The organism is Sediminicoccus sp. BL-A-41-H5 (assembly GCF_050632405.1).
Lineage (GTDB): Bacteria > Pseudomonadota > Alphaproteobacteria > Acetobacterales > Acetobacteraceae > Roseococcus.
Genome location: NZ_CP192601.1, coordinates 4,599,904 through 4,624,522 on the forward strand (window position 1 = coordinate 4,599,904; position 24,619 = coordinate 4,624,522).

Sequence of the window (24,619 nt, forward strand, 5' to 3'; positions counted from 1 at the left end):
GCGGCGTCGCATGCGGCGGGCCATGCCGCTAGTCAGCCCGGATATTCGCGCGCCGGATCGTCTCGCCCCAGGCTTGGCGGTCGCGCTCCATGCGGGCGGCGAAGGCGTCGGGCCCCTCGAAGGTCGGCGTCAGGCCGTTGTCGAGAAGGCGCTGACGCAGCGTCGGATCCTGCAGGGCCCGCTCGGTCGCCTCCGCCCAGCGGCGGATGCTCTCGGGCGGCATGCCACGCGGGCCGCAAAGGCCGAACCAGCCTGCCACCTCCAGCCCCGGCACCGTGTCGGCGAGGCGTGGTGCGCTCGCGAATTCGGGCACGCCCTGCGCGTCGGCCAAGGCCAGCAACCGCAACTCGCCGCCCTGGATCTGGCGCACCACATCGCCGAGATTGGTGATCAGCAGGTCCGTCCGTCCGGCGATGACGTCGAGCGAGGCGGGCGCCGCGCCACGATAAGGCACGTGCACCAGGTCGAGCCCCGCCATGGCGGCCAGGCGCGCGCCTGTCAGGTGCTGCGCGGAGCCGACGCCGGCGCTGGCATAGGTGATGCTGCCGGGGCGCGCCCGGGCAGCGGCGATCACCTCGGCCATGCTGCGGTAGGGTCCGCGCGCGCTGGTCACCGCGCCGTAGCTGGAGAGCGCGATATTCGCCACACCGATGAGCTCCGTGCGTGGGTCGATCGGCAGCACCGCGCCCGGCAGCTCGGGGCTGATGGTCATGCTGCCCATCGGGCACTGCAGCAGCGTCGAGCCATCGGCTGGTCCGCGCGCCACGACCTCGGCCGCGATCAGGCCGTTGGCGCCGGTGCGGTTCTCCACGATCACCCGCGTGCCGGTGACGTTGCCGATCCCCTCGGCGATGAGCCGTGCCACGAGGTCCCCGGTGCCGCCGGGCGCGAAGCCGGCGAGGATGCGCGGCGGGCGTTCCTGCCCAAAGGCGGGGGCGGATGCGAGTGCAGGGGCCAGCGCGAGGAGCGCGGCCAGGATGATGCGGTGAGCCATGATGCGTTCCTCCCTATTCGACGCGGATGCCGGCGCCGCGGATCACGTCGCGCCAGATCGCCCGGTCCGCGGCGATGGTGGCGCTGAAGGCGGCGGGCGCCTCGTAGCGCGGCACCAGGCCGCTCTCGGAGAGGCGGCGCTGTGTCGCCGGGTCCTGCGTGGCGATGCGGATGGCCTCCGCCCAGCGGCCCACCACGGCCTCGGGCGTGCCACGGGGCGCGCAGAAGCCGAACCAGCCGCTGACGGCATAGCCGGGCACCACCTCGCTGATCTGCGGCACGCCGGGATAGGCGGGGGAGCCGATGCCGTCCGCGAAGGCGAGCAGGCGCATCTCGCCCGCGCGGATCTGCGCGGCGGCGTCGCCGAGGTTGGTGATGATGGTGTCCGCGCGCCCGGCCATCACGTCGAGCACACCGAGCGCCGCACCCCGATAGGGCACATGCACGAGCTGCACGCCCGCCATCCGCTCCAGCCGCGCACCGGAGAGGTGCGAGACGGCGCCGATGCCGGCACTCGCATAGGTCAGCGTGCCGGGGCGCGCGCGGGCGGCGGCCAGGAAATCGGCCACGCTCCGGTAGGGTGAGTTCGCCGCAACCACCATGATCTGCGTGGAATGCGCGAAGTTGGCGATGGGGATGAGGTCGCGGCCCGGGTCGATCGCCATGTTCGCGCCGGGCAATTCCGGCGTGATGGTCAGCAGCCCGGTCGAGCATTGCACGATGGTATGGCCATCGGCGGGGCTGCGCACCGCCTCCGCGGCGGCGATGAAGCCGTTGGCGCCGGTCTTCACCTCCACCACCGGGCGCATGCCCAGCGTGGTCGAGGCGCTCTCGGCGAGGATGCGGTTCACGATGTCGCTCGTGCCGCCGGCCGCGAAGCCGCCCAGGATGCGGGGCGGCCGGTCCGGGAAGGTCTGCGCCGCCGCCGGAAGTGCCAACGAGAGGGCAAGGGCAAGAACCAGTCTTCTCATGGCCGCATCCTCAGCGCAGAGGGGGCGGGTGTCAGCAGCGGCTGTGCGAGCTGCGCGAAATCGCACAACAGCCGGCGCGTATCACGCGGGTCGATGATCTCCTCCACCCAGAAGGTCTCGGCGGTGCGGAAGGGGCTGCGAAGCTGGTTCAACCGGTCCTCGATTTCGGCCAGCTTCGCGTCGCGATCCTCCGCCGCCGCGAGGTCCGCCGCGTAGCCGGCTTCGATTCCGCCTTCGAGCGGCAGCGATCCCCAGCGCGCGGAAAGCCAGGCGTAGCGCAGCGAGAAGCGCCCGGCCGGCTGGTGGACCACGCCGGCCACGCCGAAGGCATTGCGGATGATCATGGTGCACCAGGGCACTGTCGTCTGGTTCACCGCCGCCATGGCGCGCACGCCGAGCCGGATGGTCGCGGCTCTCTCGGCCTCCAGCCCCACCATGAAGCCCGGGCAGTCCTGCAGGTAGACGACGGGCAGGTGGAAGGTCTCGGCGAGATCGACGAAGCGGATCACCTTGGCGCAGGCATCCGCCGTCCAGGAGCCGCCATAGAAGAACGGATCGCTCGCCATCAGCGCCACCGGCATGCCGTTGAAGCGCGCGAGGCCGGTGATGATGCTGCGGCCGAACATGCGGCCCATCTCGAAGAAGCTGCCCTTATCCACGATGGTCTCGATGATCGGGCGCATCTGGTAGACGCGCCGCCGGTCGCGCGGGATGGCCTTGAACAGCTTCTCATCGCGGCGGTTCGGATCGTCATCGCACGGCGTGACGGGCGGCGTGCCGTAGACCGACGACGGCAGGTAGGAGAGGAAGCGTCGCGCGCAGGCGAAGGCCTCCTCCTCCGTGTCCACCGCGTGATCCACGGCGCCGGCCTTGGTCTGGATCTCCCAGCCGCCGAGTTCCTGCTTCGTCAGGTCCTCGCCCAGGCGCTTCACCACGGGCGGACCGGCCACGAACATCGCCGAGGTGGTCTTGGTCATGATGGAGTAATGGGTGGCGGCAAGCCGGGCCGCGCCCAATCCCGCGACGGAGCCGAGGCCCAGTCCCACCACCGGCACCATGCTGAGATTGGCGCCTGTGTAGTGATACAGCGCGCCACCGCCGACGCCTCCGGGCAGGTTCGCGCGGCCCGTCGTCTCGATCGTCTTGACGGAGCCGCCGCCGCCCGAGCCCTCGATGATGCGGATCAGCGGCAGGCGGAATTCATGGGCCATGCGCTCGGCCATGATGGGCTTCTCGCGGATGGTCGCATCCGCCGAGCCGCCGCGCACGGTGAAGTCGTCGCCCACGAGCACCACGGGGCGGCCGTCAATCCGCGCCCGGCCCATCACGCAGTTGGAAGGCGTGAGATTGGTCAGCTTGCCCGCCGCGTCGTACTCGGCCTTGCCGGCGATGGCGCCGATCTCGTGGAAGCTGCCAGGGTCGGCCAGGCCATCGATGCGCTCGCGCACGGTCAGGCGCCCGCCCGCATGCTGCCGCGCGATCTTGTCGGCGCCGCCCAGCATCTTCGCATGCGCTTCGCGCTCGCGCAGTTCGTCGAGTTCGGGTTGCCAGGTCATCTCAGGCGGGTTCCTTCAAGGCGGATTCGACGAGGCGCTTTCGCGCGGATTCCAGAAAGCCCGTATTCATGCGGGCTTCGCGCATCTCCTCGCTGCGGAGCGCGGCGGCGAGGAAGCTCGCATTGAGGCGCACGCCTTCCGTCCGGCACGCGTCCAGCGCATCGGCCAGGCGCTGCAGGGCCAGCGCGCGCGTGGGCGCATGGGCGATGATCTTGGCCAGCATGGAATCATAGTAGGGCGTCACGATGTCGCCCGCCCGTACGCCGGCATCCACGCGCAGGCCGCGCTCCTCGGCGGGCAGGCTGAGCGCGGTGAGATGGCCGGGCGAGGGGAGGAATTGCCGCGCCGGATCCTCGGCGCAGAGCCGTGCCTCGACCGCGTGCCCGTCGAGGCGGATGTCGGATTGCGCGAAGGGCAGCGCCTCGCCGCGCGCGATGCGGATCTGCCATTCCACGAGGTCGAGGCCGGTCACCATCTCGGTGACGGGATGCTCCACCTGGAGGCGCGTGTTCATCTCCATGAACCAGATGCGGTCGGCGCTGAGCGGCGCCTCCGCGATGAACTCGACGGTGCCCGCGCCGACATAGCCGACGGCGCGGGCCAGCGCGCAGGCGCGGCGGCCGAGCTTGGCGCGCAGCTCCGCGTCCATGCCCGGCGCGGGGCATTCCTCGACCAGCTTCTGATGGCGGCGCTGCAGCGTGCAGTCGCGCTCGTGCAGGTGCAGGACGTTGCCGTGGCCGTCGGCCAGGATCTGCACCTCGATGTGGCGGGCGGATTCCACGAGCTTCTCGATGAGCACGCGGTCATCGCCGAAGATGGCGGCCTCGCGCCGGGCGGCGGCGAGCGCCGCGCCGAAGGCCCCCGCATCGGGCACGCGCCGCATGCCGCGCCCGCCACCGCCGCCAATGGCCTTCACCATCACCGGGAAGCCGATGTGCGTGGCGGCGGCCAGCAGCGCCTCCTCGGACTGGTCATGCCCCGGGTCGCCGGGCAGGCAGGGCACGCCTGCCGCCTCGGCGAGGAGCCGCGCCTCGGCCTTGCCGCCCATGGCGCGTATGGCGGCGGGGGAGGGGCCGATGAAGGTGAGGCCTGCCTCCGCGCAGGCCTCAGCGAAGTCCGCGTTCTCGGAGAGGAAGCCGTAGCCCGGATGCACGTAGCGCGCCCCGCTGCGCTCGGCCGCGGCAATGATCGCGGGGATGCAGAGGTAGCTCTCGCGCGGGTGGGGCGGGCCGATGCGCTGGGCGCTGTCGGCGGCGGCGACATGCAGCGCATTCGCATCCGCGTCGGAATAGACCGCGACGCTGGGGATGCCGAGGCGTGCGCAGCTGCGCGCGATGCGCGCGGCGATCTCGCCGCGGTTCGCGATGAGGATCGTCACGCGCGGAAGGTGGCGACGGCCTGGCCTTCCTCCACCTGCTGCCCTTCCTCGACGAGGATCTCCACCACGGTGCCGGCATGCGGCGCCATCACGGGAATCTCCATCTTCATGGACTCCAGGATGATGATCGCATCATCCTCGGCGAGCGCGGTGCCGGCGGGTGCCGCGATCTTCCAGACCGAGGCGCCGATCTCGGCCCGGATGGTGACGATGTTCTCGGCCATGCAAGCGTTTCCTCGCGGCGCGATTGAAGGTTGCGCCTGTTTGTGATCAAATTCGAGGACGAATGCGCGCGCCTGTCAACTCTCCCGATGAAAGCATGACGGCCCAGGTGCACCAGCGCCTGCGCCTTGCCCTGATGCGGAGCCGCTTCCGCCCGGGCGAGAAGCTGAAGCTGCGCGTGCTGGCCGAGGAGATGGGCGTGAGCGCGATGCCGGTCCGCGCCGCGCTGGCGCGCCTGGTGAGCGAGGGCGCGCTGGAGCAGATCGACCGCCGCTCGGTCCGGGTGCCGATCCTCTCGGATGCGCGCTTCCGCGAGGTGGTGGAGCTTCGCATCGACCTGGAGGGCAAGGCCGCCAGCCGCGCCGCGGAGAGAGCAACCCCGCCCGATGTCGAGGCGCTGGCGGCCATCCACGCGGAGATGACCGAGGCGCGGATGGAGGGCCGCATGGAAGCGATGATGCAGGCGAATGAGCGCTTCCACATGGCGCTCTGCGGGCTGGCGGGCATGCCGGTGCTGGCGCGCATCATCGAAGGGCTGTGGCTGCAATGCGGCCCGCTGAATGCGGGGCTGATGCAGGTTCGCTTCCTGCACCAGCCGGAGGAGCACCCGCATCACGAGGTGATCCGCGCGCTGCGCCGCGGCGACGGCTCGCTGGCGCGGCTCGCGATCCAGCGCGACATCGCGGTCTATGCGGATGCGCTGCTGCGGCGCCTGCCGGCGATCAACGCGGCGGCGCCGCGGCTTGACGGCCCGTAGCCACCACGATCTATGATCAAAAAAACAGGAGGAAGCGCGTGGCAGAAGCCCTCAGCGGGATTCGCGTGCTCGAAGTGGGCGGTGGCGCGGCACTGGCCTATGCCGGAAAGCTCTTTGCCGATTTCGGCGCGGAAGTGCTCAAGCTCGACGCGGCGGATGATCCCCTGCATGCGGCCTGGCCGCTGGTCGAGGGGCGTTCGGCCCTGCAGGCCTGGCTGAATACCAACAAGCATGTCACGGGCGGCAGCGTGACGGCGCTCGCGCCCGGCTGCCACGTGCTGCTGGACGGGCGGGCGACAGCGCTGGCGGATGAGGCGCTGCCGCCCCACCTCATCGCCACGCGCATTTCCTGGTTCGGCGCGAGCGGCCCCTATGCCGGCTTCGCCGCGACCGACGTGACCTGCCGCGCACTGGCCGGCGTCTTTGCCTGCACCGGCCCGGTGGAAGGCCCGCCCGCCATGCTGGGCGGCATCGCTGGCGAGGTGCTGGGCGGCATCGCAGCCTTCATCGCCACCGCCGCTTCGCTCTGGGGCGGCGGCGGGCGGCGCCTGGAGGCCAGCATCCATGAGGCGAACATCTCCATCGCCGAATACCAGGCGGCGCAGGCGGTGACGAACCCCGAAGTAGAGCAGCGCCTGGGCATCAACCGCTTCGCGCCGACCTGCCCGATGGGCGTCTATCGCTGCCGCGAAGGCTGGCTCGGCGTCACCATCGTCACACCCGCGCAGTGGCGCAGTTATTGCGAGATGGTGGGGCTGCCCGAGCTCGGCCAGGACCCCGACCTGATCGTCGGCTTCGACCGCATGCGCCAGGCCGACCGGCTGGACGCGATCTTCTCGGCGAAGCTGCTGGAACGCACCGCCGAGAGCTGGTTCGAGGAGGCGCTGGCACGCCGCCTGCCCTTTGCCGTCGTGCCGGAAATGGCGACGTTGCTGGCCACGCCGACCCATCGCGCGCGCCATGCCTTTCAGCGCGTGCGTCTCGGCGACGGAAGCTTCGAGGGGCCGACGCTGCCGCAGCGCCTGACGCGCACGCCGCCGCGGCATGCCGCCGCGCCGGCCGCCCTGCCCAGCGCGGCCCCGGCGCTGCAAGACGGCGCCGCGACCGAGGCCCTGCCGCTGAAGGGCCTGCGCGTGGTGGATCTCTCGATGGGCTGGGCCGGGCCCTATTGCACGCGCAGCCTGGGCGACCTGGGTGCGGAGATCATCAAGGTCGAGGCGATCCAGTATCCCGACTGGTGGCGCGGCGTGGACCCGCGCCCTGCCTTCTTCACGGAGCGCCGCTACGAGCAGGATGTGCGCTTCGCCTTCCAGAACAGGAACAAGCGCGGCATCACGCTCGACCTCAGCCGGCCGGAGGGAGCGGCGCTGCTGCAACGCCTGGTGGCCGCGAGCGATGCCGTGGTCGAGAACTACGCGCGCGAAGTCCTGCCCAAGCTCGGCCTCGACTACACGGTGCTCAGCCGTTCGCGGCCCGACCTTGTGATGCTCTCGATGCCCGCCTTCGGGGCTGAGGGGCCCTGGCGCGACGCGCGCGCCTATGGCTCGACGCTGGAGCACGCATCGGGCCTGCCCACCGTGGCCGGCCCCGCCCATGCGGCGCCGATGACCAACCAGCTCGCCTATGGCGACCCGGTGGGCGGCCTCAACGCCGCCGCCGCGCTGCTCACCGCGCTTCTGCACCGCAAGGCCACGGGGGAGGGGCAGCATATCGACCTGGCGCAGGTGGAGTGCATGTTCCCGCTCGTCGCGCCCTGGATGATCGCGCAGTCGGCGCTCGGCGACCCTGGTCCACGGCGCGGCAACCGCCACCCGATGCTGGCGCCGCATGGCGCCTTCCCCTGCGCGGCGGAGGGCTGGCTCGCCATTGCCGTCACGGATGACGCGGCCTGGGCAAGGCTCTGCGGGCTGATGGGCCGTGCCGATCTCGCCGCATTAGCCCTGGATGCGCGCCGCGCGCGTGAGGACGAGCTGGAGGCGATCATCGCCGGATGGACGCGCGGCCAGGACGCCGATGCGGCGATGCTGGCCTTGCAGGGGCAGGGCATCGCCGCGGGCGTGGTGCGCTGGCCCACGGGGCTGCGGAGCGATCCGCACCTCGCGGCGCGCGGCTTCTGGCAGGCGGCGGAGCGCCCCTTCCTTGGCCGGCACAAGCTGCCCTCGGCGCCGTTCCGCCCGCTCGGCGGCGCGCCCTTGCCCATCACGCGCGCGGCGCCCACGCTCGGCCAGGACAACGCCGCCATTCTCGGTGGGCTTCTGAGGCTGGACGCGGCACGCCTCGCGGCGCTGGAGGCCGATGGCATCATCGGCACCGAGGCCATCCCCGCGGCCGAGCGCAAGCCGCGCAGCAAGCCCGCGCAGGAGAGGATCAGCGCATGAAGATCACCGACGTCACGCTCACGCTGTTCCGCTGGACCGGCATTCCGAACATCAGCTATGGCGCGCATGCGGCGCAGGGCAGCGGCGAGAGCATCCTCGGCCTGCTCGCCATCCGGACGGATGCTGGCGTCACGGGCCACGCCTTCCTGGGCAGCGCGACGAATGGCGCTGATACGGAGGCCGCGGCCCTGATCCGCAGCCTGAAGCCGATGGTCATGGGCCTCGATCCCTTCGACCGCGAAAAGCTCAATCAGCGGCTGTGGTCCCGTGTGCGTCAGACCTCGCCACGGGCGATCGGCGCGATGGACATCGCGCTGTGGGACATCGCCGGCAAGGCGCTGGGCGTGCCGCTCTACAAGCTGCTCGGCAAGTCGCGCGACGCGATCCCGGCCTATGCCAGCTCCGCCGTGCTGCCATCCGCCGCGGCCTATGCGGAGGAGGCGGTCCGTTTCCGCGATGCAGGCTGGGCCGCCTACAAGATCCATCCGCCGCAGCGCCTGCGTGATGACATCGCGGCCTGCGAGGCGGTGCGCCGCGCTGTCGGCGACGACTACCGCATCATGCTCGACAGCACCTGGGGCTACGACTTCCCGACGGCGCTGCGCGTCGGCCGCGCGATCGAGGAGCTGGGTTTCTACTGGTACGAGGACCCGCTGGCCGACCAGGACGTCTACAACTACGTGAAGCTGCGCCAGACGCTGCGGATCCCGATCATGGCGACGGAGTATCCGATGGGCGGCCTGGACGGCTACGCCACCTGGATCATGAACCACGCGACGGACTACCTGCGCGGCGACGTGGCGGTGAAGGGCGGCATCACCACCGTGATGAAGACGGCGCATCTCGCCCAGGCCTTCCGCATGAACTACGAGATCCACCACGGCGGGAATTCGCTCAACAACCTCGCGAACCTGCACATCGCGGTCAGCATCCCCAACACCGAGTTCTTCGAGGTGCTCCTGCCCGAGGCCGCTCAGAAATACGGGCTGCTGGAGGAGATCGAGATCGGCACGGACGGCATGGTGCGCCCGCCCGAAAAGCCCGGCCTGGGTGCCGAGATTGACTTCGCGCTGATCGAGCGGATGAAGATCGCCACACTCGTCTGACCGTCAGGTGGCCAGCCATTCCGCGAGGACGCGGATGGCCGCCATCAGGTCCGGCGTGTCCATCGCCTCATGGGGGTTGTGGCTGCCATTCCGGTTGCGGACGAGCAGCATGCCCGTCGGCACGCCGGAAGCGGCGAAGTTGTTCGCGTCATGGCTGCCCGGGCTGTTCAGGCGCGGGGCGGTAATGCCGCAGCGTCGCGCGGCATTCCACAGAGCCTCGATCAGCGCCGGGTCCATCGGGCCGGGCGCGGCCGCGCTGCGCTCGCCCAGCGCGATGGTGACGCGGCGACGCGCTGCGACCTCGGCCGTGATGGCGTGCAGTCGCGATTCCAGCGCCGCCAGATGCGCGGCGCTGTAGGCGCGCAGGTCCAGGCTCAGCTCGAATTCACCTGAGACGGCGGTCAGGCTGTGGCGCGCGGCGGGCGTATGGAATCGGCCGATGGTGACGGCCATGGGGCGGCCCTCGGCTTCCTCCTCCAGCCAAAGCCGCTCCAGCGCGAGCGAGAGGTCGGCGCCGGCCAACGCCGCGTCCCGGCGAAAACGGTGCGGCAGGCCGGTATGCGCGTCCTCGCCCGTGATGCGGATGAAGGGGTGGCGCAGATTGCCGGGATTGGCGAGGCAGATGGCGAGCGGCGCTGCGGCCTCGATCAGTTGCGGCGCCTGCTCGATATGGATCTCGAGATAGGCGCCGATCGCGCCCGGATCGCGCAAGGGGGTTGCTTCGCGCAAGCGTTCGGGGTCGCCGCCGCAATCGGCGATGCTCTGGCCGAGCGTGCGGCCGGTTCGGGCATGCGGCAGGTCCAGCGCGCCCGGCGGAAGGCGCGCCAGCATGCAGCGACTGCCGATGAGGCCGAGGCCGAACCACACCGCCTCCTCGCAGCGCAGCGCCAGCACCTCGATGTCGCGCTTCGGTTGGATGCCGGCTGCCTTGAGGGCGGCGATGGCGCCGATGCCCGCGATGACGCCCGCGGCACCGTCGAAATTGCCGCCCTGCACGATGCTGTCGAGGTGCGAGCCGATCAGCACCGGCGTGGCCTCCGGCTCGGGTGCGGCCCAGCGCAGCGTGAGGTTGGCGCCTGCATCGGTGCTGGCGGTGAGGCCGAGCGCCGCCCCGGCCTCGGCGATCAGGGCCTGGGCCTGGTTCTCACCCCGGCCATAGGCATCGCGGGTGATGCCGGGCGGATCGGCGCCGATGGTGGCGACACCGTCCAGCAGGCGCTGCACGATCGGGGTCTGGAGCGCGACGGCATCGGCGAGGGTCATGCCTTCGTCATCCTCGCCCGGTAGTCCTGGATGCGCTGCTTGAGGCCCGGCCGCGCGACCGAGCGCGCCAGCGCTGCAAGATCGCCGGCATCATCGGGGTGGCGGGTCCGCGCGTGCAGCGCGGCCACGGTTTGTGCGTCGAGCCGCGTGGCGGCGGCGGTCGCGGCGGCGGCGTCTTCGCCTATGGTGGTGGCGAGGCCAAGCGCCAGCGCGGCTTCCGCATCCACCGATTCCCCCGCGAGCAGCAGGCGCCGCGCCGCGCCGCCGCCGACCAACCCCGCCAGGCGGCCGGTGCCGAGGATCAGGCCGAAGGCGGGGCCAGGGAACGCAAAGCTGGCGCCGGCCGCGGCAAGCCGGTGGTCGCAGGCCGCGAAGAGATCCGCCCCCGCGCCGAAGACCCGCCCCTGCGCGATCGCCACCGTCGTCACCGGCAGGGCGTGGATCTTCTGGAGCAGGATCTCGATGCGGAGGATGCGCAGCGCCAGGTCGCCATCCGTGCAGGCGTCCAGGTCACCGAGATCAAGGCCGGTGCAGAAATGCCGTCCCTTGCCGCGCAGGATCAGCACGCGCGCACCAGCCGCCAGCGCCGTGTCGATCGCGGCGTCCAGCGCCTCGACCAGGGCGGCGCCCAGCGCATTGCCCCGCTCGGCGCGGTTGAGCCAGAGCGTGGTGGCGGGTCCATCCGCCTCGGTGAGGACGAGGTTCTCAGTCTGCACGGTCATCCCCGCGTGTTATCGGAGAGAACGGTGCCGGATTCGGGTGCTGGCGTCGATACGCGGCCTTTACAGCCTCTTGCCATCCTTCGGCGCGAGCGAGCCACGCCAGGGCGCGCATGCAAGGCGGCCCGGGCAACGGTGGGCGTCAGTGCTGCAGCAGCAAACCGCGCAGCATGCCGAGACCGCGCTTGCCGAGGGGATGGCCACGCCCTTAGCCTTCTTCCGGGAAGAGGGAGAGCGAGCATGACGATCAAGAGCGGGAACATCGGGCGACGCGCATTGGGCCTGGGCATCGCCACCACGGGCGGCTTGGCCCTGGGCACGAGGCAGGCCGAGGCGCAGCGCGCCTCCGATACGCTGCGTGTCGTCTTTCGCGACGCCGTGCCGAACATTGACCCCTATTTCAACAGCCAGCGGACGGGGCTGATCCTGGGCCACCAGGCCTGGGATGGCCTGGTGCACCGTGATCCGGAAACCTTCCGCATCGTGCCGGCGCTGGCCACCGAATGGCGCTGGATCGACACCAGGACCATCGACTTCACGCTCCGCCCGGGCGTGAAGTTCCACGACGGCAGCGACTTCACGGCCGATGACGTGGTCTACACGATCAACACCGTGGCGAGCCCGGACTCGCGTGTCTCCACGCCCAGCAACTATTCCTGGATCGATCGCGTCGAGAAGACCGGCAACCTCTCGGTGCGGCTGCACATGAAGGTGCCGACGCCGGCGGCGCTCGAATACTTCGCGCTCGTCACGCCGATCTGGCCCAAGGCCTATCGCGAGCGTGTGGGTGCGGATGGCTATTCGCGCGCGCCGATCGGCACCGGCCCCTATCGGATCACCCGCGTGGACAGCGCCAGCATCGTCGAATACGAGCGTTTCGACGGCTACTACCAGGGCGGCCCCAAGGGGCGGCCCGCGATCCGCCGCATCGTCGCGCGGTTCGTGACGGACGCCGCGACGGAACTGACGGAGCTGCTCTCGCAGCGCGTGGACTGGATCTGGAACATGAACCCGGACCAGATCGCGAATGTGAACCGCCTGCCCATGCTGCAGACGCTGCAGCAGGAATCCATGCGCGTGGGCTACCTCACGCTCGATGCGGCGGGACGCAGCGGGCAGACCCCGATGACGAATTTGAAGGTGCGCCAGGCCGTCTGTCACGCGATCGACCGCAAGGCGATGGCCGAGCGCCTGGTCACCGGCGGCTCCCGCGTGCCGCCCGCGCCCTGCTACCCCTCGCAATTCGGCTGCGATGGGGCCGCCGCGGTCGAGTACGACTACAACCCTGCCAAGGCGCGCCAGCTGCTGGCCGAGGCGGGCTTCCCCAACGGCTTCGACATCGAGCTGACGAGCTATGTGCAGCCGCGCCAGTGGTCGGAGGCGGTTCAGAGCTACCTCAATGCGGTGGGCATCCGCGCGCGGCTGAACCTGCTGCAGGTGGCGGCGCAGATCCAGCGCTCGCAGCGGGGCGAACTGGCGCTGGCGATGGGCAGCTGGGGCAGCTACTCCATCAACGACGTCTCGGCCTTCATGCCGCAATGGTTCGGCGGCGGGAACGAGGATTATGCCCGCTATGCCGAGGTACAGCGCCTGCTGGCGGAGGGCGGTTCCTCCGCCGATGAGAATGTCCGCAAGCGCGCCTATTCGGCGGCGATCCGCCGCGTGACGGAGCAGGCCTATTTCCTGCCCCTGCATACCTATGTGAACACCTACGCCTTCTCGCGCCAGCTCGACTTCAAGGCCTTCCCGGACGAGCTGCCGCGCTTCTACCTGGCCAAGTGGAAATAGCTCAGGGCGCGGCCTCGGCGAGGTGACACTCGACGAGGCCGGTGGCCGTGATCGTCGTCCTCGGTGCTTCCAGCGAGCAACGCGCGAAGGCTTGCGGGCAACGCGGGTGGAAGCGGCAGCCTGAGGGGATGTTCGCCGGGTCGGGCATGACGTCGCCCAGGCCCACATCCGGCACGCCCAGCCCCGGCTCGGGCGTCAGCACGCTGGCCAGCAGCGCGCGGGTGTAGGGGTGCTGCGGCGCGCGGAACAGCGCCTCGCTCTCGTTCCGCTCGACGATGCGGCCCAGATACATGACCGCCACCTCGCTCGCGACGTGTTCGACCACGGCGAGGTTGTGGCTGATGAAGAGGTAGGTGAGGCCAAGATCCTTCCGCAACTCGGCCAGCAGGTTCAGGATCTGCGCCTGCACGCTGACATCGAGCGCGCTGGTCGGCTCGTCGCAGACGACGATGCGCGGGCGCAGCACAAGGGCGCGGGCGATGGCGACACGCTGCCGCTGGCCACCCGACAACTGCGCCGGATAGCGCATGCCCTGCTCGGCCGAGAGGCCGACGCGCTCCAGCGCCTCGGCGACGCGGCGCTGGACCTCACGCTTCTCCACATCGCCCTGCGCGACCAGCGGCATGGCGACGATGTCACCCACGCGGCGCCGCGGGTTGAGCGAGGAGAAGGGGTCCTGGAAGACCGGCTGGATCAGGCGGGCGCGGGCGCGGCGGTCCATCTCGGCCAGGCGCTTGCCGTCCACGAGCACATCGCCCGCGCTTGGCGGCAGCAACCCGAGAATGAGGCGCGCCAGCGTGGACTTGCCGCAGCCGCTCTCGCCCACCACGCCGAGCACGCTGCCGGCCGGCACCGCGAAGGAGACGTCATCCACCGCCATCACCTGGCGCGGCGGCGCGAAGAGGCCCTGGCGCACGTTGAAGACGCGGCGCAGGCCGCGCACCTCGATGGCCGGCGTGCTCATGCCGCCCGCCTCGCGGTCCAGCCGGGGGGGAGGGTGCACAGCACCTCATGCCCCGGGGCCGCCTGCTGGCGTGGGATGAGGCCGGCGCAGGCTTCATGCGCCTCGCCGCAGCGGTCACGGAAGGCGCAGCCTGTGAAGCCCGGCGGGATGCGCGGCACCACGCCGGGGATGCTGCCCAGCGGCTCGTCGCGCCGCACCTTGCCGGGCACCGGCACGCAGGTCAGCAGGCCGCGCGTATAGGGGTGCTGCGGGGCGGCGAAGAGGGCCGCGGTCGGCGCGCTCTCCACCACCTCACCCGCATACATGACGGAGACACGGTCGGCGATGCGGGCCACGATGCCCAGATCATGCGTGATGAGCAGGATGCCGAGGCCGAGATCCTTCTGGAGGCCCGCCAGCAGCCGCAGGATTTGCGCCTGGACCGTGACGTCGAGCGCGGTGGTCGGCTCGTCGGCGATGAGCAGCTCGGGCTCGCACATCAGCGCCATCGCGATCATCACGCGCTGCCGCAAGCCGCCCGAGAGCTGGTGCGGATACTGGCCGAGGCGCAGGCCCGGCGCCGTGATGCCGACCCGGCCGAGCAGCTCGGCCGCGCGGTCCACGGCTTGTGCACGCGTGGCCTTGCGGTGGCGGCGCAGCACCTCGGTCATCTGCGAACCGACCGTATAGGCCGGGTTCAGGCTGGTCATCGGCTCCTGGAAGATCATCGCCATCCGGTCGCCGCGCAGGCGGGACATTTCGCGCTCATCCAGGTTGCGAATGTCCTGCCCGGCGAAGGAGAGCACATCCGCCTCGCGCCGCCCGCCCTTGGCGAGAAGCCCCATGATGGCGAGCGCCGTGACGGATTTGCCGCAGCCGCTCTCGCCGACGAGGCAATGGGTCTCGCCCTTCTCGACCGTCAGCGCCGTACCGCGGACGGCGGCCGTGGTCCCGAAGGTGACGCGCAGGCCGCGCGCTTCGAGCAGCGCGCTCATCGCGAGAGATCCGTGCCCAGCATGTCCCGCAGCGCGTCGCCCAGCAGGTTCACGCCGAGCACCAGCACGAAGAGCGCGACACCCGGCACCAGGATGACCCAGGGGGTGAAGAACATGTACTCCTTGGCCTCCGCGATCATCAGGCCCCAGGAGGGCAGGGGGGCGGGCACGCCGAGGCCGAGGAAGGAGAGGGCGGCCTCCAGCAGGATGGCGAGCGCCATCTCGAGCGTGGCGACGACGGCGAGGTGGGTCGCGATGTTGGGCAGCACCTCCCGCAGCAGGACGCTCGCCTGCGAGCAGCCGGAGCACCAGGCGGCGCTGACATAATCGAGCGTGCGAATCTGCATGGTGGTCGAGCGCGCGACGACGGCGAAGCGGTCCCACAGCAGCAGCCCGAGCACGAGGATGACGAGGATGAAGCTGCTGCCCATGAGCCCGGCCACGGCCAGCGCCACCAGCACGACGGGAATGGAGAGGCGCGCGGTGATGAGGAACATCACGACGTCATCCACGCGCCCGCCATAGAAGCCGCCCAGCACGCCGATGACCGTGCCGATGATGCCCGAGGTGATGACGGTCGCGATGCCGATGATCATCGAGATCCGCGCGCCATAGATGAGCCGCGAGAGATAGTCCCGCCCCAGCTGGTCGGTGCCCAGCAGGTTGGCGGGCGTGCCGCCCTCCATCCACATGGGCGGCACGAGGCGGCGGTTGAGGTCGATCGCGAAGGGATCATAGGGCGCGATCCAGGGGGCCACGATCGCCACGAGCAGGACGAGGCCCACGATCGCCGCACCCACCAGGAAGCCCGCATTCCGGAGCATGCGGCGCGAAGAGCCCGCGCCCGGGGCCATCACCGCGCTCATGACGTGCGCAGCCGCGGGTCGAGCACCGCGTTCAGCAGGTCCGACAGCAGGGTGAGCGCGATGTAGATCAGTGCCAGCACCAGCACCACGGCCTGCACCACGGGGAAGTCGTTCTTGCTGATGCTCTCCCAGGCCAGGTAGCCCACGCCATGCATCGCGAAGACGGTCTCGATCACGATGGACCCTCCCAGCATGAAGCCGAGCTGTACGGCCGCGATGGAGACCACCGGGATCGCCGCGTTGCGGAAGCCGTGCTTCACCAGGATCGAAAGCCGGCTGAGGCCCTTGGCGCGCGCCGTGCGGATATAGTCGGAGGAAAGCGCCTCGATCATCCCGCTGCGCGTGAGCCGCATCAGCGAGGGGATGGCCGAGAAGGAGAGCACGATGCCCGGCATCACATAGTATTCCCATCCGCCGGTGCCTGAGATCGGCAGCCAGGCGAGGTTGAGGCCCAGCACCACCATCAGGATGAGCCCCAGCCAGAAGGAGGGCATCGCCTGGCCGATCAGCGCCACCATCATCACGCTGCGATCCACCCACGAATTTTCGCGCACGGCGGCGATGATCCCGAGCGGCAGCGCGACGATGAGCGCGATCATCAGGCCGACGAGACCCAGCGTCATCGTGATGGGCAGCCGATGGGCAATGAGCGAGGACACGCGCTCGCGGAAGAAGTAACTCTCGCCGAAATCCCCCTGCACCGCGCGGAAGAGCCAGTCGAAATATTGCGTCGTCAGCGGCCGGTCGAGGCCATAGACCCGCCGGATCATCTCGACATCCGCCTGGGTCGCGTTGGGCCCGGCGATGGAGATGGCGAGGTCGCCCGAGAGCCGCGTGAGCAGGAAGCTCAGCGTCAGCACCGTTAGCGCGACCAGGATGGCGACCGTGAATCGTCGCAGGAGGAACATCAGCATCTGCGCGATCCTAGGTGCGGCGCGTCACGGCATGCAAGGGCGCTCACCAGGCGCCGGCCCAGCCATCGCGCCGCGGATCGGAGGCGGCCATGCGCACCCCATTCTCCAGGATGCGGATCGCCTCCACGCTGCAAGGCCCTTCGAGGTCCGGCACGATCTTCAGCCGGTGGCCGCGGGCCTCCAGGGCCGCGAAGGTGGCCGCGCCGATGCCCTGTTCCAGCGTCAGCTGATCCTCGCCGCCATGCGGGAAATTGGATTCCTGGCCGGGTTGGGAGGAACTCCAGCGTGGGACTTCGAGCGCCTGCTGCGGGTCCATCCCGAAATCGGCGACGGCCACCAGCACCTGCGCGTTCACCTGCACCTGGTTGTCGGCGCCGGGCGTGCCGAAGACCATCCAGGGGCGCCCGTCCTTCATCACCATGGGCGCGTTCATCGTATGGCGAACGCGGGCACCGGGGCGCAGTGCATTGGCATGGCCCTCCTCCAGGTGCCAGTAGGACATGCGGTTGTTGAGCAGGATGCCCGTCTCACCCGCCGTGACGCCCGACCCGAAGGCCGAGTTGAGCGACTGGATGGCCGAGACGGCGTTGCCCGCCTCGTCCACCACGCAGAAATAGGTCGTGTCCGTCTCGGCCATGGCGCGCACCGGCAGATGTGCCGCGCGGGGTCCAATGGCGGCCGCTTGTTCCGCCGCGCGGGCTTCGGAGAGCAGGACATCCAACGGCGGTGTCTCGGCGCCGGCATGGCGTTCGCGGTCCAGGAAGGCGCGCTTCTTGGCCTCTACCATGGTGTGGATCAGCTCGGCGCTCCCCCAGCCCATGGCGGTGAGGTCGAAGCGCTCCAGGATGCGCATCATCTGCAGCATGGCGAAGCCCATGGAATTGGGCGGGGTCTGCCGCAGCTCGAAGCCGCGATAGGGCAGGGCGATGGGCGGCACGATGAGGGCCGAGACCTGCGCGAGGTCACCCGCATCGGGCAGCGCGCCCGCCGCCTGCATGGCATGGGCCAGCCGCCGGGCGAGCGCGCCGCGATAGAAGTCTGCCGGCCCGTGCTCGGCAAGGTGGCGCAGCGTGGCGGCGAGGGCGGGTTGGACGACGAGCGCCCCCAGGGCCGGCGGCTCGCCCCCGGGCAGGAAGACGTCGCGGCTCAGTGCATCGGGCTCCAGCCGGCGCCGGTTCTCGGCGCAGAAATGCCGCAGCGCATGGGTCGCGGCGAAGCCGCCCCGCGCCGCCTCGATGGCTGCGCCGAACAGACTGCCCCATGGCCGCGTGCCATGCGCCGCATGCAGCGCGGCGAGGCCCGCGACCATGCCGGGCGTCTGCACCGCGAGCGGCCCGTGATTGGGAATGCCCCCCTCGGCGCGGTAGCGCGCGATGGTCGCGGCGCGAGGCGCCTGGCCGGTGCCGTTGAAGGTGCTGGCCACGCCGGTGCTGGCGCTCCAGGCATGATAGAAGCCATCGCCCCCAAGGCCCGACATGTGCGGCTCGACCACGCCGAGCGTCAGCGCCATGGCGACCGCGGCATCTGCGGCGCCGCCACCGGTGCGCAGCACCTCCATCCCCGCGGCGGTCGCAACGGGATGGTTGCTCGCCACGGCGCCACGCCGTCCCATGATCAGGGGCCGACGCGCGCGGATGCTGGGATAGGCCATGCGGAACTGCTCCAGTGCGTGGCGAAGGCTCGCCCCTGGAGGGGCCTGCGTCAATCAGCGGCCAAGGTCCCGGTTTGCCGGGCGGCGGTGTCCCGAAGCTGTCCGCCACCTCCTTCCGGCGCCGTCCTGGCCCGCGCCAGCCCGCCCGGAGACGGGCTGGCGCTCTCCGCTCAGGGCGCCGTTCCCACCCCGATCACCGCCGGCCCCCCACCGCCGGCCTGGGCGCGGGCGTCGTTCAATTGGCGCTGCGCGTCGATCTGCGCGCGCGTGTTGTTCAGGATGGAGGTCTGCGCCGCGATCAGCTCGGCCTGGCTGTTCGTGTTGGTGACCCGCACCGAGAGGATTTCCCCGAAGGCGCTGAGGCCGGCCTTGATCACGTCATAGGGGATGCGCGCGGCGGCGACGGCCGTGCTCGGCATCACCACCGAACTTCCGGTCAGCAGCCCGTTCTCGAAGGTGACGCTCGTGGTGCGCGTGACGAGCGGCGCGCCGAGCAGGTTGATGCCCTCGGTCCGGTGCGGATTCACCAGCGTGACGCTGAAGCGGTTGGCGGCTTCCGGCCGGCCGCCGCGCGGCACGATCGCGAGGGTGACCGGCACCACGCTGCGGTAGCAGACCGAGAAGGTGCATGCCGGCGTCTCGCTGCTCTCCCGCGGCCGAAGCTGCGGCGGCGCCGATACCATGGTGACCCGCGCGCCATCGGGCAGCACGGCGCCGTCCAGCAGCTCCCGCACCCCCAGCACGGTGGTGAAGGGATAGGCCGCGGGATCAGGCCGCGTCGCGCCAGTACCTCTCCCCGCGCCCATCGGATTCATAACCGTCCCCGTCGCGGCGCCGATGGAGCGCGCGATCTGCACCGCGAACTCCGCGCGCCGGTCGGTGAGCGTCGCCCGCGAGGAGTTGAGCAGCCCGCTGGTCCCGACGCTGAAGTTCAGGTCGTCATCGGTCCAGCCGGAGGCGATATGCCGCAGCCGGAACTGGGCGGCCGGGTCACCGACGATGCTGACCGAGGGCGTGTAGGTCACCACGCCATCCTTCAACTCGCCGCGAATGGTGACGAGGCTCATGGGCAGCGAATAGACCACGCCGCCCGGATCGGCCGGGCCCGCGTCGGGGCTGTCCGCCACCGGTTGGGAAATCACCGTCTGGCGATAGCCGCAGGCGCTCACCATCAGGGCGGCGACCAGGCTGGCCGCGGCCCGCAGGCTGGGTTGCTTCTTCATCGGGAATGCTCCTGTCCGGTTCGGTTTCAATGCGTGCGGCGATTGAAGAGCTGGGTCGTGGCCGGGCTGGCGGGGCCGGTCCGGGGTTGCGCCGTCTCCTCAAGATAGGCGCGAAGCGCCTGCCGGCGATGCGGCAGGAAGTGGTCGGTGAGCGCGGGCGAGAGCCGCCCTTCCTCATCCACATGCACGAAGATTCCGGCGACATCGGGCCAGCGCGCATCGCTCGCGACGTTCTGCCGCACCGAAAGCTGGTGGCATCCGGCGCAGGTCATGGCGCCGGCGCGCGACAGCACATGCTCCGCCGTGGTTCCGCAGGCCTGGGCCGCCGCATTGGCCGCGACGCGCGCCTGGATGGCGGCGCGCAGCGGCGGGGCGGCGATGGTCAGGGGGTCCTCCTGCGGGTTGCCCGAGACACTCGCGAAGGTGTTGAAGCGGCCGGGAAAGCCCGCGCCCAGCGTTCCGAGCAGACGTGTCAGCGAGCGCAGGCCGGGGCTCTCCGCCTCGGGCTGCAGCAGGCGGTCGGTGATCGCGGTCGCCATCTCCGCCTGGAATGCCGTGCGCAGCGCGGCCATGCCCGAGGGGTCGTCGGAGGAGGGCGCGCGCCACAGGGCCGGATGTGGATTCTCCTTCACGGTCGCGGCCAGGAAGGCCGGCCGGCCCTGCGCCACCGCGATGTTCCACTCGCGCAGCTCCCACGGAAACCGGGCGGGCTGGCCGCGCGTGACGAACAGGTTGCCCCGGACCTGGCCGATCCCGGCCGAGAAGGCGCGCGCGCTGATCACGGCGCCACCATCCGGCAAATCCGAACGCCCGTCGTCATCCACATCGCCGCGAAAGAAGAAGGCGGCGAGGGATCTCGCGACAGCTTCCTCGTTCGTCCCGGGGGCGGCGAGCCGCTGCCAGAATTCGGCGATGGGGCGGCAGGCCTCGGGCTGGCCCGTGCCATTGGGGATCCGCGCCTCGAAGATCAGCGTCATCCGGTCGAGCGGGTCCCGGCCGTCCCCCTTGGCATAGACGATGCGATGTTCGCCGCAATCGCCGCCGCGGATGTCGCGGAGGTCGAAGCGGTTGAAGACGGCGACGGGGCGGAATCCATCCCGCCCCGTCGTGCGCAGCATGTCCTCCGGATTGAGCGCCGCCTCGTTGGGGCGCGGAGTGACACTGACGTCCATCCCGGTCTCGGGATGGGTGAAGCGGTCCTGCCGCAGCGTGTCGAGCATGGAGCGCAGCAGGGCGATGCGTGCGGGCTGGCTGTCCGCCGCCCCGCCCGAGGCGATGATCGCGCCGAGCGTGCGGCCGAGCGAGAAGTCCAGATCGGGCGCTGCCTGGTTGAAGACGTTCGGGTCCGCGCCGCGGCTGACGACGACGCTGCGCCAGGCGCCCGGCTCGGTCGTCGGGGTGCCGCCCGTCTGGGCGGGGGGAAAGCAGGCGGCCGTCTGCCCTGCGGCCTGGCCGCCGAGCGTCGCGACCATGAGAAGCGCGCCGAAGCGCGCGAGGTGGTGATGCATGGAACTCTCCGTCTGGCTGTGGCGTGGGATCACGGATGGGCGATGGCGGCCTGGACCGCGGCGAGCGCGTCCACCCGGCCGAAGCCGGCGGCGTCGTTGTGGCCATCGGCATAGGGGAAGGGGCCGATCTTCACCGCCGTCTCACGGATGATCCGGCGCACCGCCGCCTCGGGCAGTTCGGGCCGGGCCGAGAGGATCAGCGCGGCGACGCCGGCCACGATCGGCGTGGCGGAGGATGTGCCGTTGAACACCGGATCATAGCCGTTGCCGATCGCGGTGGTGAGATTGCGCACACCCGGCGCCACCACTGAGACCTGGGGGCCGCGGCAGCTCGCCCAGCCATCCTCCCCATCGGCGCTGTCCCAGGTCTTCACCTCGTCGAACTGGTTGCTGGCGCCGACGGTCAGCATGTCCGGCAGGCTGCCGGGATAGAGCACCTGCCGCCCATCATTGCCCGCCGCGATGACGATGACGCAGCCAAGGCCGCCGCGGCCCAGCGTGCGGGCGCCCTCCAGCTCGCGCTCGACGGTGCTGGACGGCGCGAGGCCGCCCCAGCTGTTGCTGATGATCCAGGCGCCCGCGCTCCGCCAGGCCCAGGCGATGGTGCGGGCGATCTGGCGGGTCGTCGTGACCCATGGCCGCCCCTCGCCGTCCGAATACGCGATGCGGCCGGCGAGCAGGCCGGCCCCGGCGGCGACGCCGCGGATGCCGATCCCGTTGCCGCCGATCGCCACGGCCAGGCCGGCGCAGGCGGTGCCGTGGCCGTCCCAGGGGTTGGGCTCCTGGAAGCTGTCCGCATCCACCCCGTCGAAGGTGCCCGCGACGGCCGGCGCCAGGTCGGGATGCGTGGTCGCCACCCCTTCGTCGAGGATGGCGATCAGGACGTCGCGCCGGGCCGGCGCCAGGCGTTGCGCCGCCAGCGCCCCGATCAGCTTCAGCGCGTATTGCTGGTCCTGCATCGGGTCCAGCGGGCCCGGCTGCACCGGCACGAAGCTGGTGAGGCGGCGGCCGATGGTGACGAAGTCGGGCTCGGCATAGTCCACGTCGGCATCCGCATCGAGCGCCCGGCACACCGCGAAGACGTCGCCGTCGTCCGGGATGGTGGCGACGATGGCATCGCCCCCGGCCGTTCCGACCAGCTTCAGCCCGTGCTTCCGCGCGACGGCTTCCGGATCACCGCCGGCATGCAGGCCGAGGATCACCCTCTCGGTCGGCACTGCCTTGTTGGGGCCGATGCGGAAGACGGGCAGCGCCCGCGCCACCTCAGGCTGCCCGTTGAGGGCGCCGATCGCGGCCATGGGCGATACGCCCCCCACGGCGGGCGGCGGCACCGGCACCAGCGTCAGCCTTTCGCCGGGCACCTCGTAGCGGGCGGTGAAGGGGCTCAGCCCGCGCACCGCGGCGGTGGCGCGGGCACGTCCGCTCTTCGGGATCGTGTCGTCGAAGCGCACGGCGACGACGGTGCGGTCGAGTTCGAGAGCCACATCCTGGCCCCCCACCTTGTAGGCGTACTCCATGGAAGCGCTCCCCTGTTCGTGCTCCGGGCCTGATCGCCGCGGTGGCCACAGGCTGGACTGGGCCGTGTCAGCGCAGCGTGAGAGGGAGGCGCCGGCGCGCGCTCACGATGGAATCACGGGCGTGCGGGCATGGTCCGGGCAGGGCATGTGGAGCGCGGCATGGCGTCCAGTCACGGCGGCAAGGTCTTCGGGCGGGGAAGCATCCCGGTGCGCATGAGCGCCGTGGCCGCGCCCATGACCGTGATCGGGTATCGCCACATGTTCGGCGCGCCGACGCGGCGATGGGCCGAGGGAATCCCCGAGGCGGAGCTGCAGGCACGCCTCGCCGTCCTCGCGCGGCTCATGGCCTTCGAGACGGCGATGACCGCCGATCATTCGGCCTTCGAGAACCCGACCATTCCGTCGGGCTACACCTATCTCCTGCAACTCGTGGCGCATGATTGCGTGGCGACGCCGACGCCGTTCTGGGCGCTGCCGGAGGCGCTGAAGCAGGCGCGCAACGCACGCCCGGCGCGGCTGCGGCTCGAGACGCTGTACGGCGGCGGGCCCTCGGTCTGTCCCCACGCCTATGAGCCCGACGATGCGAGGGATGCCTCGCGCTCCCGCCTTCGCCTGGGCCCGATGAAGCCGCTCTCACCCGGCGGGGCGGCGCCGCTGCGCGACATCGGGCGCGTCGCCATTCCGCCCATGCCGGGGGCCGGGCACGGCAAGCCGGGTGCGGGCGTGCTGGCCGATCCGCTCATCTGCGACCCGAGGAACGAGGACAATGCCTTCCTCGCGCAGATGACGGCGCTGTTCCACCTCCTGCACAACACGCTGCTCGGCCTGCTGCCGGCCGGCCGCGCCGCGCCGCAGGATCGCTTCGCCTGCGCCCGCGAAGCCACCACGCTCCTGTATCGGCGCATCCTGCGCGAGGACGTGCTGGCGCGGCTGCTGCATCACGATGTGCTTCAGGTCTATCAGGACATCTGGCAGGCCGCCGCGTCGAAGCAGTTGCTGGATCGTTCGCCCGATCCCTCCGTCCCGCTGGAATTCTCCCACGCCGCCTTCCGCTTCGCCCACGCCATGGTCCGCCCCACCTACCGCATGCCCGGAGCCCGGACCCCGCTTTCCGTGAGCGACGCGCTCTCCGCCACCAGCGCGCGCAATCCTCGCCGCATGCCGCTGGACGAGAGCTGGATCCTGGGGTGGCGCCACTTCTTCGAGATCGCGCCGGCCGGGCCCATCCAGCCCAATGCGAGCCTGCGCATCACGCCGCGCCATTCGCACGGCCTGTTCGACATCCACCATTTCCCCTGGCCGGGACCGGAGGGCGCGGGCGATCCGTGGCGCGGCAATGTCGCGTTTCGCGATCAGATGAGCGCGGCGCGTTCGGGCCTCTGGAGCGTGGATGCGCTCTATGGGCGCATCGGCGCGCTGATCGCCCAGCGCGGTGGCGCCTGGGACGGCCTGCTCGCGCGCGCTCCGCTCGCCTCGGCGGCCAGCCGCGCCGCGGCGCTCAAGGCCTGGCTGCTCAGCCGGACCCGATCGCCGGAGGCGCATCGGGCGGCCCTGGATTGGCTGGCGGAGGATCCGCCGCTCCCCTTCTACGTCCTGTTCGAGGCGGAGGCGGAAAGCGGCGGCACCCGGCTCGGGCGCCTGGGCTCCATCCTGGTGGGCGAGGTGCTGTTCGGCCAGATGCTCGATGATCCGCTGCAAGGTGAGCACGGCGCCACCCCCCTGCGCGAACTCGCGGCCGGCTTCGGCTTCGGTGCGGCCTTGGACGGGGCGGAGGGCATCTCGACGATGGCCCGGCTGATCACCTTCGTCGCCGAGTGCAACGCGCTGCAGGACGCGACACCCCCCTTCCTGTGACACGATGAGGAGACCGA

20 protein-coding genes are annotated in these 24,619 nt (G+C 70.9%); 5 read left to right on the forward strand and 15 right to left on the reverse strand.

Annotated features, from left to right (window positions below):
- Positions 1-28: 28 nt before the first annotated feature.
- From ACQ860_RS22575 to ACQ860_RS22595, 5 genes are read right to left on the reverse strand one after another with little or no spacing between them, the layout of a single operon-like run.
- Complete coding sequence (locus tag ACQ860_RS22575; RefSeq protein ID WP_431305545.1) at positions 29-994, reverse strand: Bug family tripartite tricarboxylate transporter substrate binding protein; 966 nt, start codon at positions 992-994, stop codon at positions 29-31.
- Positions 995-1,007: 13 nt separating this feature from the next.
- Complete coding sequence (locus tag ACQ860_RS22580) at positions 1,008-1,964, reverse strand: Bug family tripartite tricarboxylate transporter substrate binding protein (RefSeq protein ID WP_431305546.1); 957 nt, start codon at positions 1,962-1,964, stop codon at positions 1,008-1,010.
- Positions 1,961-3,520: an acyl-CoA carboxylase subunit beta gene (locus tag ACQ860_RS22585; RefSeq protein ID WP_431305547.1), complete on the reverse strand. Its 1,560-nt coding sequence runs from the start codon at positions 3,518-3,520 to the stop codon at positions 1,961-1,963. Before ACQ860_RS22585 ends, ACQ860_RS22580 begins: the two co-directional genes overlap by 4 nt.
- A 1-nt stretch (position 3,521) precedes the next feature.
- Positions 3,522-4,898, reverse strand: a complete 1,377-nt coding sequence (locus ACQ860_RS22590; protein ID WP_431305548.1) for an acetyl-CoA carboxylase biotin carboxylase subunit — start codon at positions 4,896-4,898, stop codon at positions 3,522-3,524.
- Positions 4,895-5,122 carry a biotin/lipoyl-binding carrier protein gene (locus ACQ860_RS22595; protein WP_431305549.1) on the reverse strand — a complete coding sequence of 76 codons (228 nt, stop codon included), beginning with the start codon at positions 5,120-5,122 and terminating at the stop codon, positions 4,895-4,897. The genes ACQ860_RS22590 and ACQ860_RS22595 overlap by 4 nt, the downstream gene beginning before the upstream one ends.
- A 95-nt stretch (positions 5,123-5,217) precedes the next feature.
- On the opposite strand from ACQ860_RS22595, the gene ACQ860_RS22600 reads away from it, so the two are divergent.
- From ACQ860_RS22600 to ACQ860_RS22610, 3 genes are read left to right on the forward strand one after another with little or no spacing between them, the layout of a single operon-like run.
- Complete coding sequence (locus ACQ860_RS22600) at positions 5,218-5,877, forward strand: GntR family transcriptional regulator (protein WP_431305550.1); 660 nt, start codon at positions 5,218-5,220, stop codon at positions 5,875-5,877.
- A gap of 38 nt (positions 5,878-5,915) precedes the next feature.
- Positions 5,916-8,255: a CoA transferase gene (locus ACQ860_RS22605; RefSeq protein ID WP_431305551.1), complete on the forward strand. Its 2,340-nt coding sequence runs from the start codon at positions 5,916-5,918 to the stop codon at positions 8,253-8,255.
- Positions 8,252-9,361, forward strand: coding sequence for an enolase C-terminal domain-like protein (locus ACQ860_RS22610; protein ID WP_431305552.1), 1,110 nt, complete (start codon positions 8,252-8,254; stop codon positions 9,359-9,361). The genes ACQ860_RS22605 and ACQ860_RS22610 overlap by 4 nt, the downstream gene beginning before the upstream one ends.
- Before the next feature lie 3 nt (positions 9,362-9,364).
- Here the strand turns inward: ACQ860_RS22610 and ACQ860_RS22615 are convergent, their stop codons facing one another.
- Both ACQ860_RS22615 and ACQ860_RS22620 read right to left on the reverse strand, forming a co-directional pair.
- Positions 9,365-10,624: a Zn-dependent hydrolase gene (locus ACQ860_RS22615; protein ID WP_431305553.1), complete on the reverse strand. Its 1,260-nt coding sequence runs from the start codon at positions 10,622-10,624 to the stop codon at positions 9,365-9,367.
- Positions 10,621-11,346 (reverse strand): enoyl-CoA hydratase/isomerase family protein, encoded by a 726-nt coding sequence (locus ACQ860_RS22620; protein WP_431305554.1) that lies wholly within the window; start codon positions 11,344-11,346, stop codon positions 10,621-10,623. Before ACQ860_RS22620 ends, ACQ860_RS22615 begins: the two co-directional genes overlap by 4 nt.
- Positions 11,347-11,583: 237 nt before the next feature.
- Here ACQ860_RS22620 and ACQ860_RS22625 point away from each other — a divergent pair, with 237 nt between their 5' ends.
- Entirely contained in the window at positions 11,584-13,131 is a 1,548-nt protein-coding gene (locus tag ACQ860_RS22625; protein ID WP_431305555.1) for an ABC transporter substrate-binding protein, read from the forward strand.
- 1 nt (position 13,132) lies between these two features.
- Here ACQ860_RS22625 and ACQ860_RS22630 read toward each other — a convergent pair whose 3' ends face one another.
- The 8 genes from ACQ860_RS22630 to ACQ860_RS22665 form a co-directional block, all read right to left on the reverse strand.
- Complete coding sequence (locus tag ACQ860_RS22630) at positions 13,133-14,095, reverse strand: ABC transporter ATP-binding protein (RefSeq protein WP_431305556.1); 963 nt, start codon at positions 14,093-14,095, stop codon at positions 13,133-13,135.
- Positions 14,092-15,069 (reverse strand): ABC transporter ATP-binding protein, encoded by a 978-nt coding sequence (locus ACQ860_RS22635; RefSeq protein WP_431305557.1) that lies wholly within the window; start codon positions 15,067-15,069, stop codon positions 14,092-14,094. The genes ACQ860_RS22630 and ACQ860_RS22635 overlap by 4 nt, the downstream gene beginning before the upstream one ends.
- Positions 15,066-15,893 (reverse strand): ABC transporter permease, encoded by an 828-nt coding sequence (locus ACQ860_RS22640; RefSeq protein ID WP_431305558.1) that lies wholly within the window; start codon positions 15,891-15,893, stop codon positions 15,066-15,068. The genes ACQ860_RS22635 and ACQ860_RS22640 overlap by 4 nt, the downstream gene beginning before the upstream one ends.
- Before the next feature lie 38 nt (positions 15,894-15,931).
- On the reverse strand, positions 15,932-16,849 hold the full coding sequence (locus tag ACQ860_RS22645; RefSeq protein ID WP_431305559.1) for an ABC transporter permease: 918 nt from the start codon (positions 16,847-16,849) through the stop codon (positions 15,932-15,934).
- A 43-nt stretch (positions 16,850-16,892) separates the two neighbouring features.
- Positions 16,893-18,500 carry a gamma-glutamyltransferase gene (gene ggt, locus ACQ860_RS22650; protein ID WP_431305560.1) on the reverse strand — a complete coding sequence of 536 codons (1,608 nt, stop codon included), beginning with the start codon at positions 18,498-18,500 and terminating at the stop codon, positions 16,893-16,895.
- 170 nt (positions 18,501-18,670) lie between these two features.
- Positions 18,671-19,723, reverse strand: a complete 1,053-nt coding sequence (locus tag ACQ860_RS22655) for a hypothetical protein (protein WP_431305561.1) — start codon at positions 19,721-19,723, stop codon at positions 18,671-18,673.
- A gap of 26 nt (positions 19,724-19,749) precedes the next feature.
- Positions 19,750-21,231 carry a hypothetical protein gene (locus tag ACQ860_RS22660; protein WP_431305562.1) on the reverse strand — a complete coding sequence of 494 codons (1,482 nt, stop codon included), beginning with the start codon at positions 21,229-21,231 and terminating at the stop codon, positions 19,750-19,752.
- Between the two features lie 29 nt (positions 21,232-21,260).
- Positions 21,261-22,748, reverse strand: coding sequence for a S8 family serine peptidase (locus ACQ860_RS22665; RefSeq protein WP_431305563.1), 1,488 nt, complete (start codon positions 22,746-22,748; stop codon positions 21,261-21,263).
- Positions 22,749-22,907: 159 nt separating this feature from the next.
- On the opposite strand from ACQ860_RS22665, the gene ACQ860_RS22670 reads away from it, so the two are divergent.
- Positions 22,908-24,602, forward strand: coding sequence for a peroxidase family protein (locus ACQ860_RS22670; protein ID WP_431305564.1), 1,695 nt, complete (start codon positions 22,908-22,910; stop codon positions 24,600-24,602).
- Positions 24,603-24,619 lie beyond the last annotated feature (17 nt).

Excerpts from the sequence above, each read along its gene's own strand:
- ACQ860_RS22575 (WP_431305545.1), bottom strand. The coding sequence starts at position 994 with ATGGCTCACCGCATCATCCTGGCCGCGCTCCTCGCGCTGGCCCCTGCA.
- ACQ860_RS22580 (WP_431305546.1), bottom strand. The coding sequence starts at position 1,964 with ATGAGAAGACTGGTTCTTGCCCTTGCCCTCTCGTTGGCACTTCCGGCG.
- ACQ860_RS22585 (WP_431305547.1), bottom strand. The coding sequence starts at position 3,520 with ATGACCTGGCAACCCGAACTCGACGAACTGCGCGAGCGCGAAGCGCAT.
- ACQ860_RS22595 (WP_431305549.1), bottom strand. The coding sequence starts at position 5,122 with ATGGCCGAGAACATCGTCACCATCCGGGCCGAGATCGGCGCCTCGGTC.
- ACQ860_RS22600 (WP_431305550.1), top strand. The coding sequence starts at position 5,218 with ATGACGGCCCAGGTGCACCAGCGCCTGCGCCTTGCCCTGATGCGGAGC.
- ACQ860_RS22610 (WP_431305552.1), top strand. The coding sequence starts at position 8,252 with ATGAAGATCACCGACGTCACGCTCACGCTGTTCCGCTGGACCGGCATT.
- ACQ860_RS22615 (WP_431305553.1), bottom strand. The coding sequence starts at position 10,624 with ATGACCCTCGCCGATGCCGTCGCGCTCCAGACCCCGATCGTGCAGCGC.
- ACQ860_RS22620 (WP_431305554.1), bottom strand. The coding sequence starts at position 11,346 with ATGACCGTGCAGACTGAGAACCTCGTCCTCACCGAGGCGGATGGACCC.
- ACQ860_RS22625 (WP_431305555.1), top strand. The coding sequence starts at position 11,584 with ATGACGATCAAGAGCGGGAACATCGGGCGACGCGCATTGGGCCTGGGC.
- ACQ860_RS22630 (WP_431305556.1), bottom strand. The coding sequence starts at position 14,095 with ATGAGCACGCCGGCCATCGAGGTGCGCGGCCTGCGCCGCGTCTTCAAC.
- ACQ860_RS22635 (WP_431305557.1), bottom strand. The coding sequence starts at position 15,069 with ATGAGCGCGCTGCTCGAAGCGCGCGGCCTGCGCGTCACCTTCGGGACC.
- ACQ860_RS22640 (WP_431305558.1), bottom strand. The coding sequence starts at position 15,893 with ATGCTCCGGAATGCGGGCTTCCTGGTGGGTGCGGCGATCGTGGGCCTC.
- ACQ860_RS22645 (WP_431305559.1), bottom strand. The coding sequence starts at position 16,849 with ATGCTGATGTTCCTCCTGCGACGATTCACGGTCGCCATCCTGGTCGCG.
- ggt (WP_431305560.1), bottom strand. The coding sequence starts at position 18,500 with ATGGCCTATCCCAGCATCCGCGCGCGTCGGCCCCTGATCATGGGACGG.
- ACQ860_RS22655 (WP_431305561.1), bottom strand. The coding sequence starts at position 19,723 with ATGAAGAAGCAACCCAGCCTGCGGGCCGCGGCCAGCCTGGTCGCCGCC.
- ACQ860_RS22660 (WP_431305562.1), bottom strand. The coding sequence starts at position 21,231 with ATGCATCACCACCTCGCGCGCTTCGGCGCGCTTCTCATGGTCGCGACG.
- ACQ860_RS22665 (WP_431305563.1), bottom strand. The coding sequence starts at position 22,748 with ATGGAGTACGCCTACAAGGTGGGGGGCCAGGATGTGGCTCTCGAACTC.
- ACQ860_RS22670 (WP_431305564.1), top strand. The coding sequence starts at position 22,908 with ATGGCGTCCAGTCACGGCGGCAAGGTCTTCGGGCGGGGAAGCATCCCG.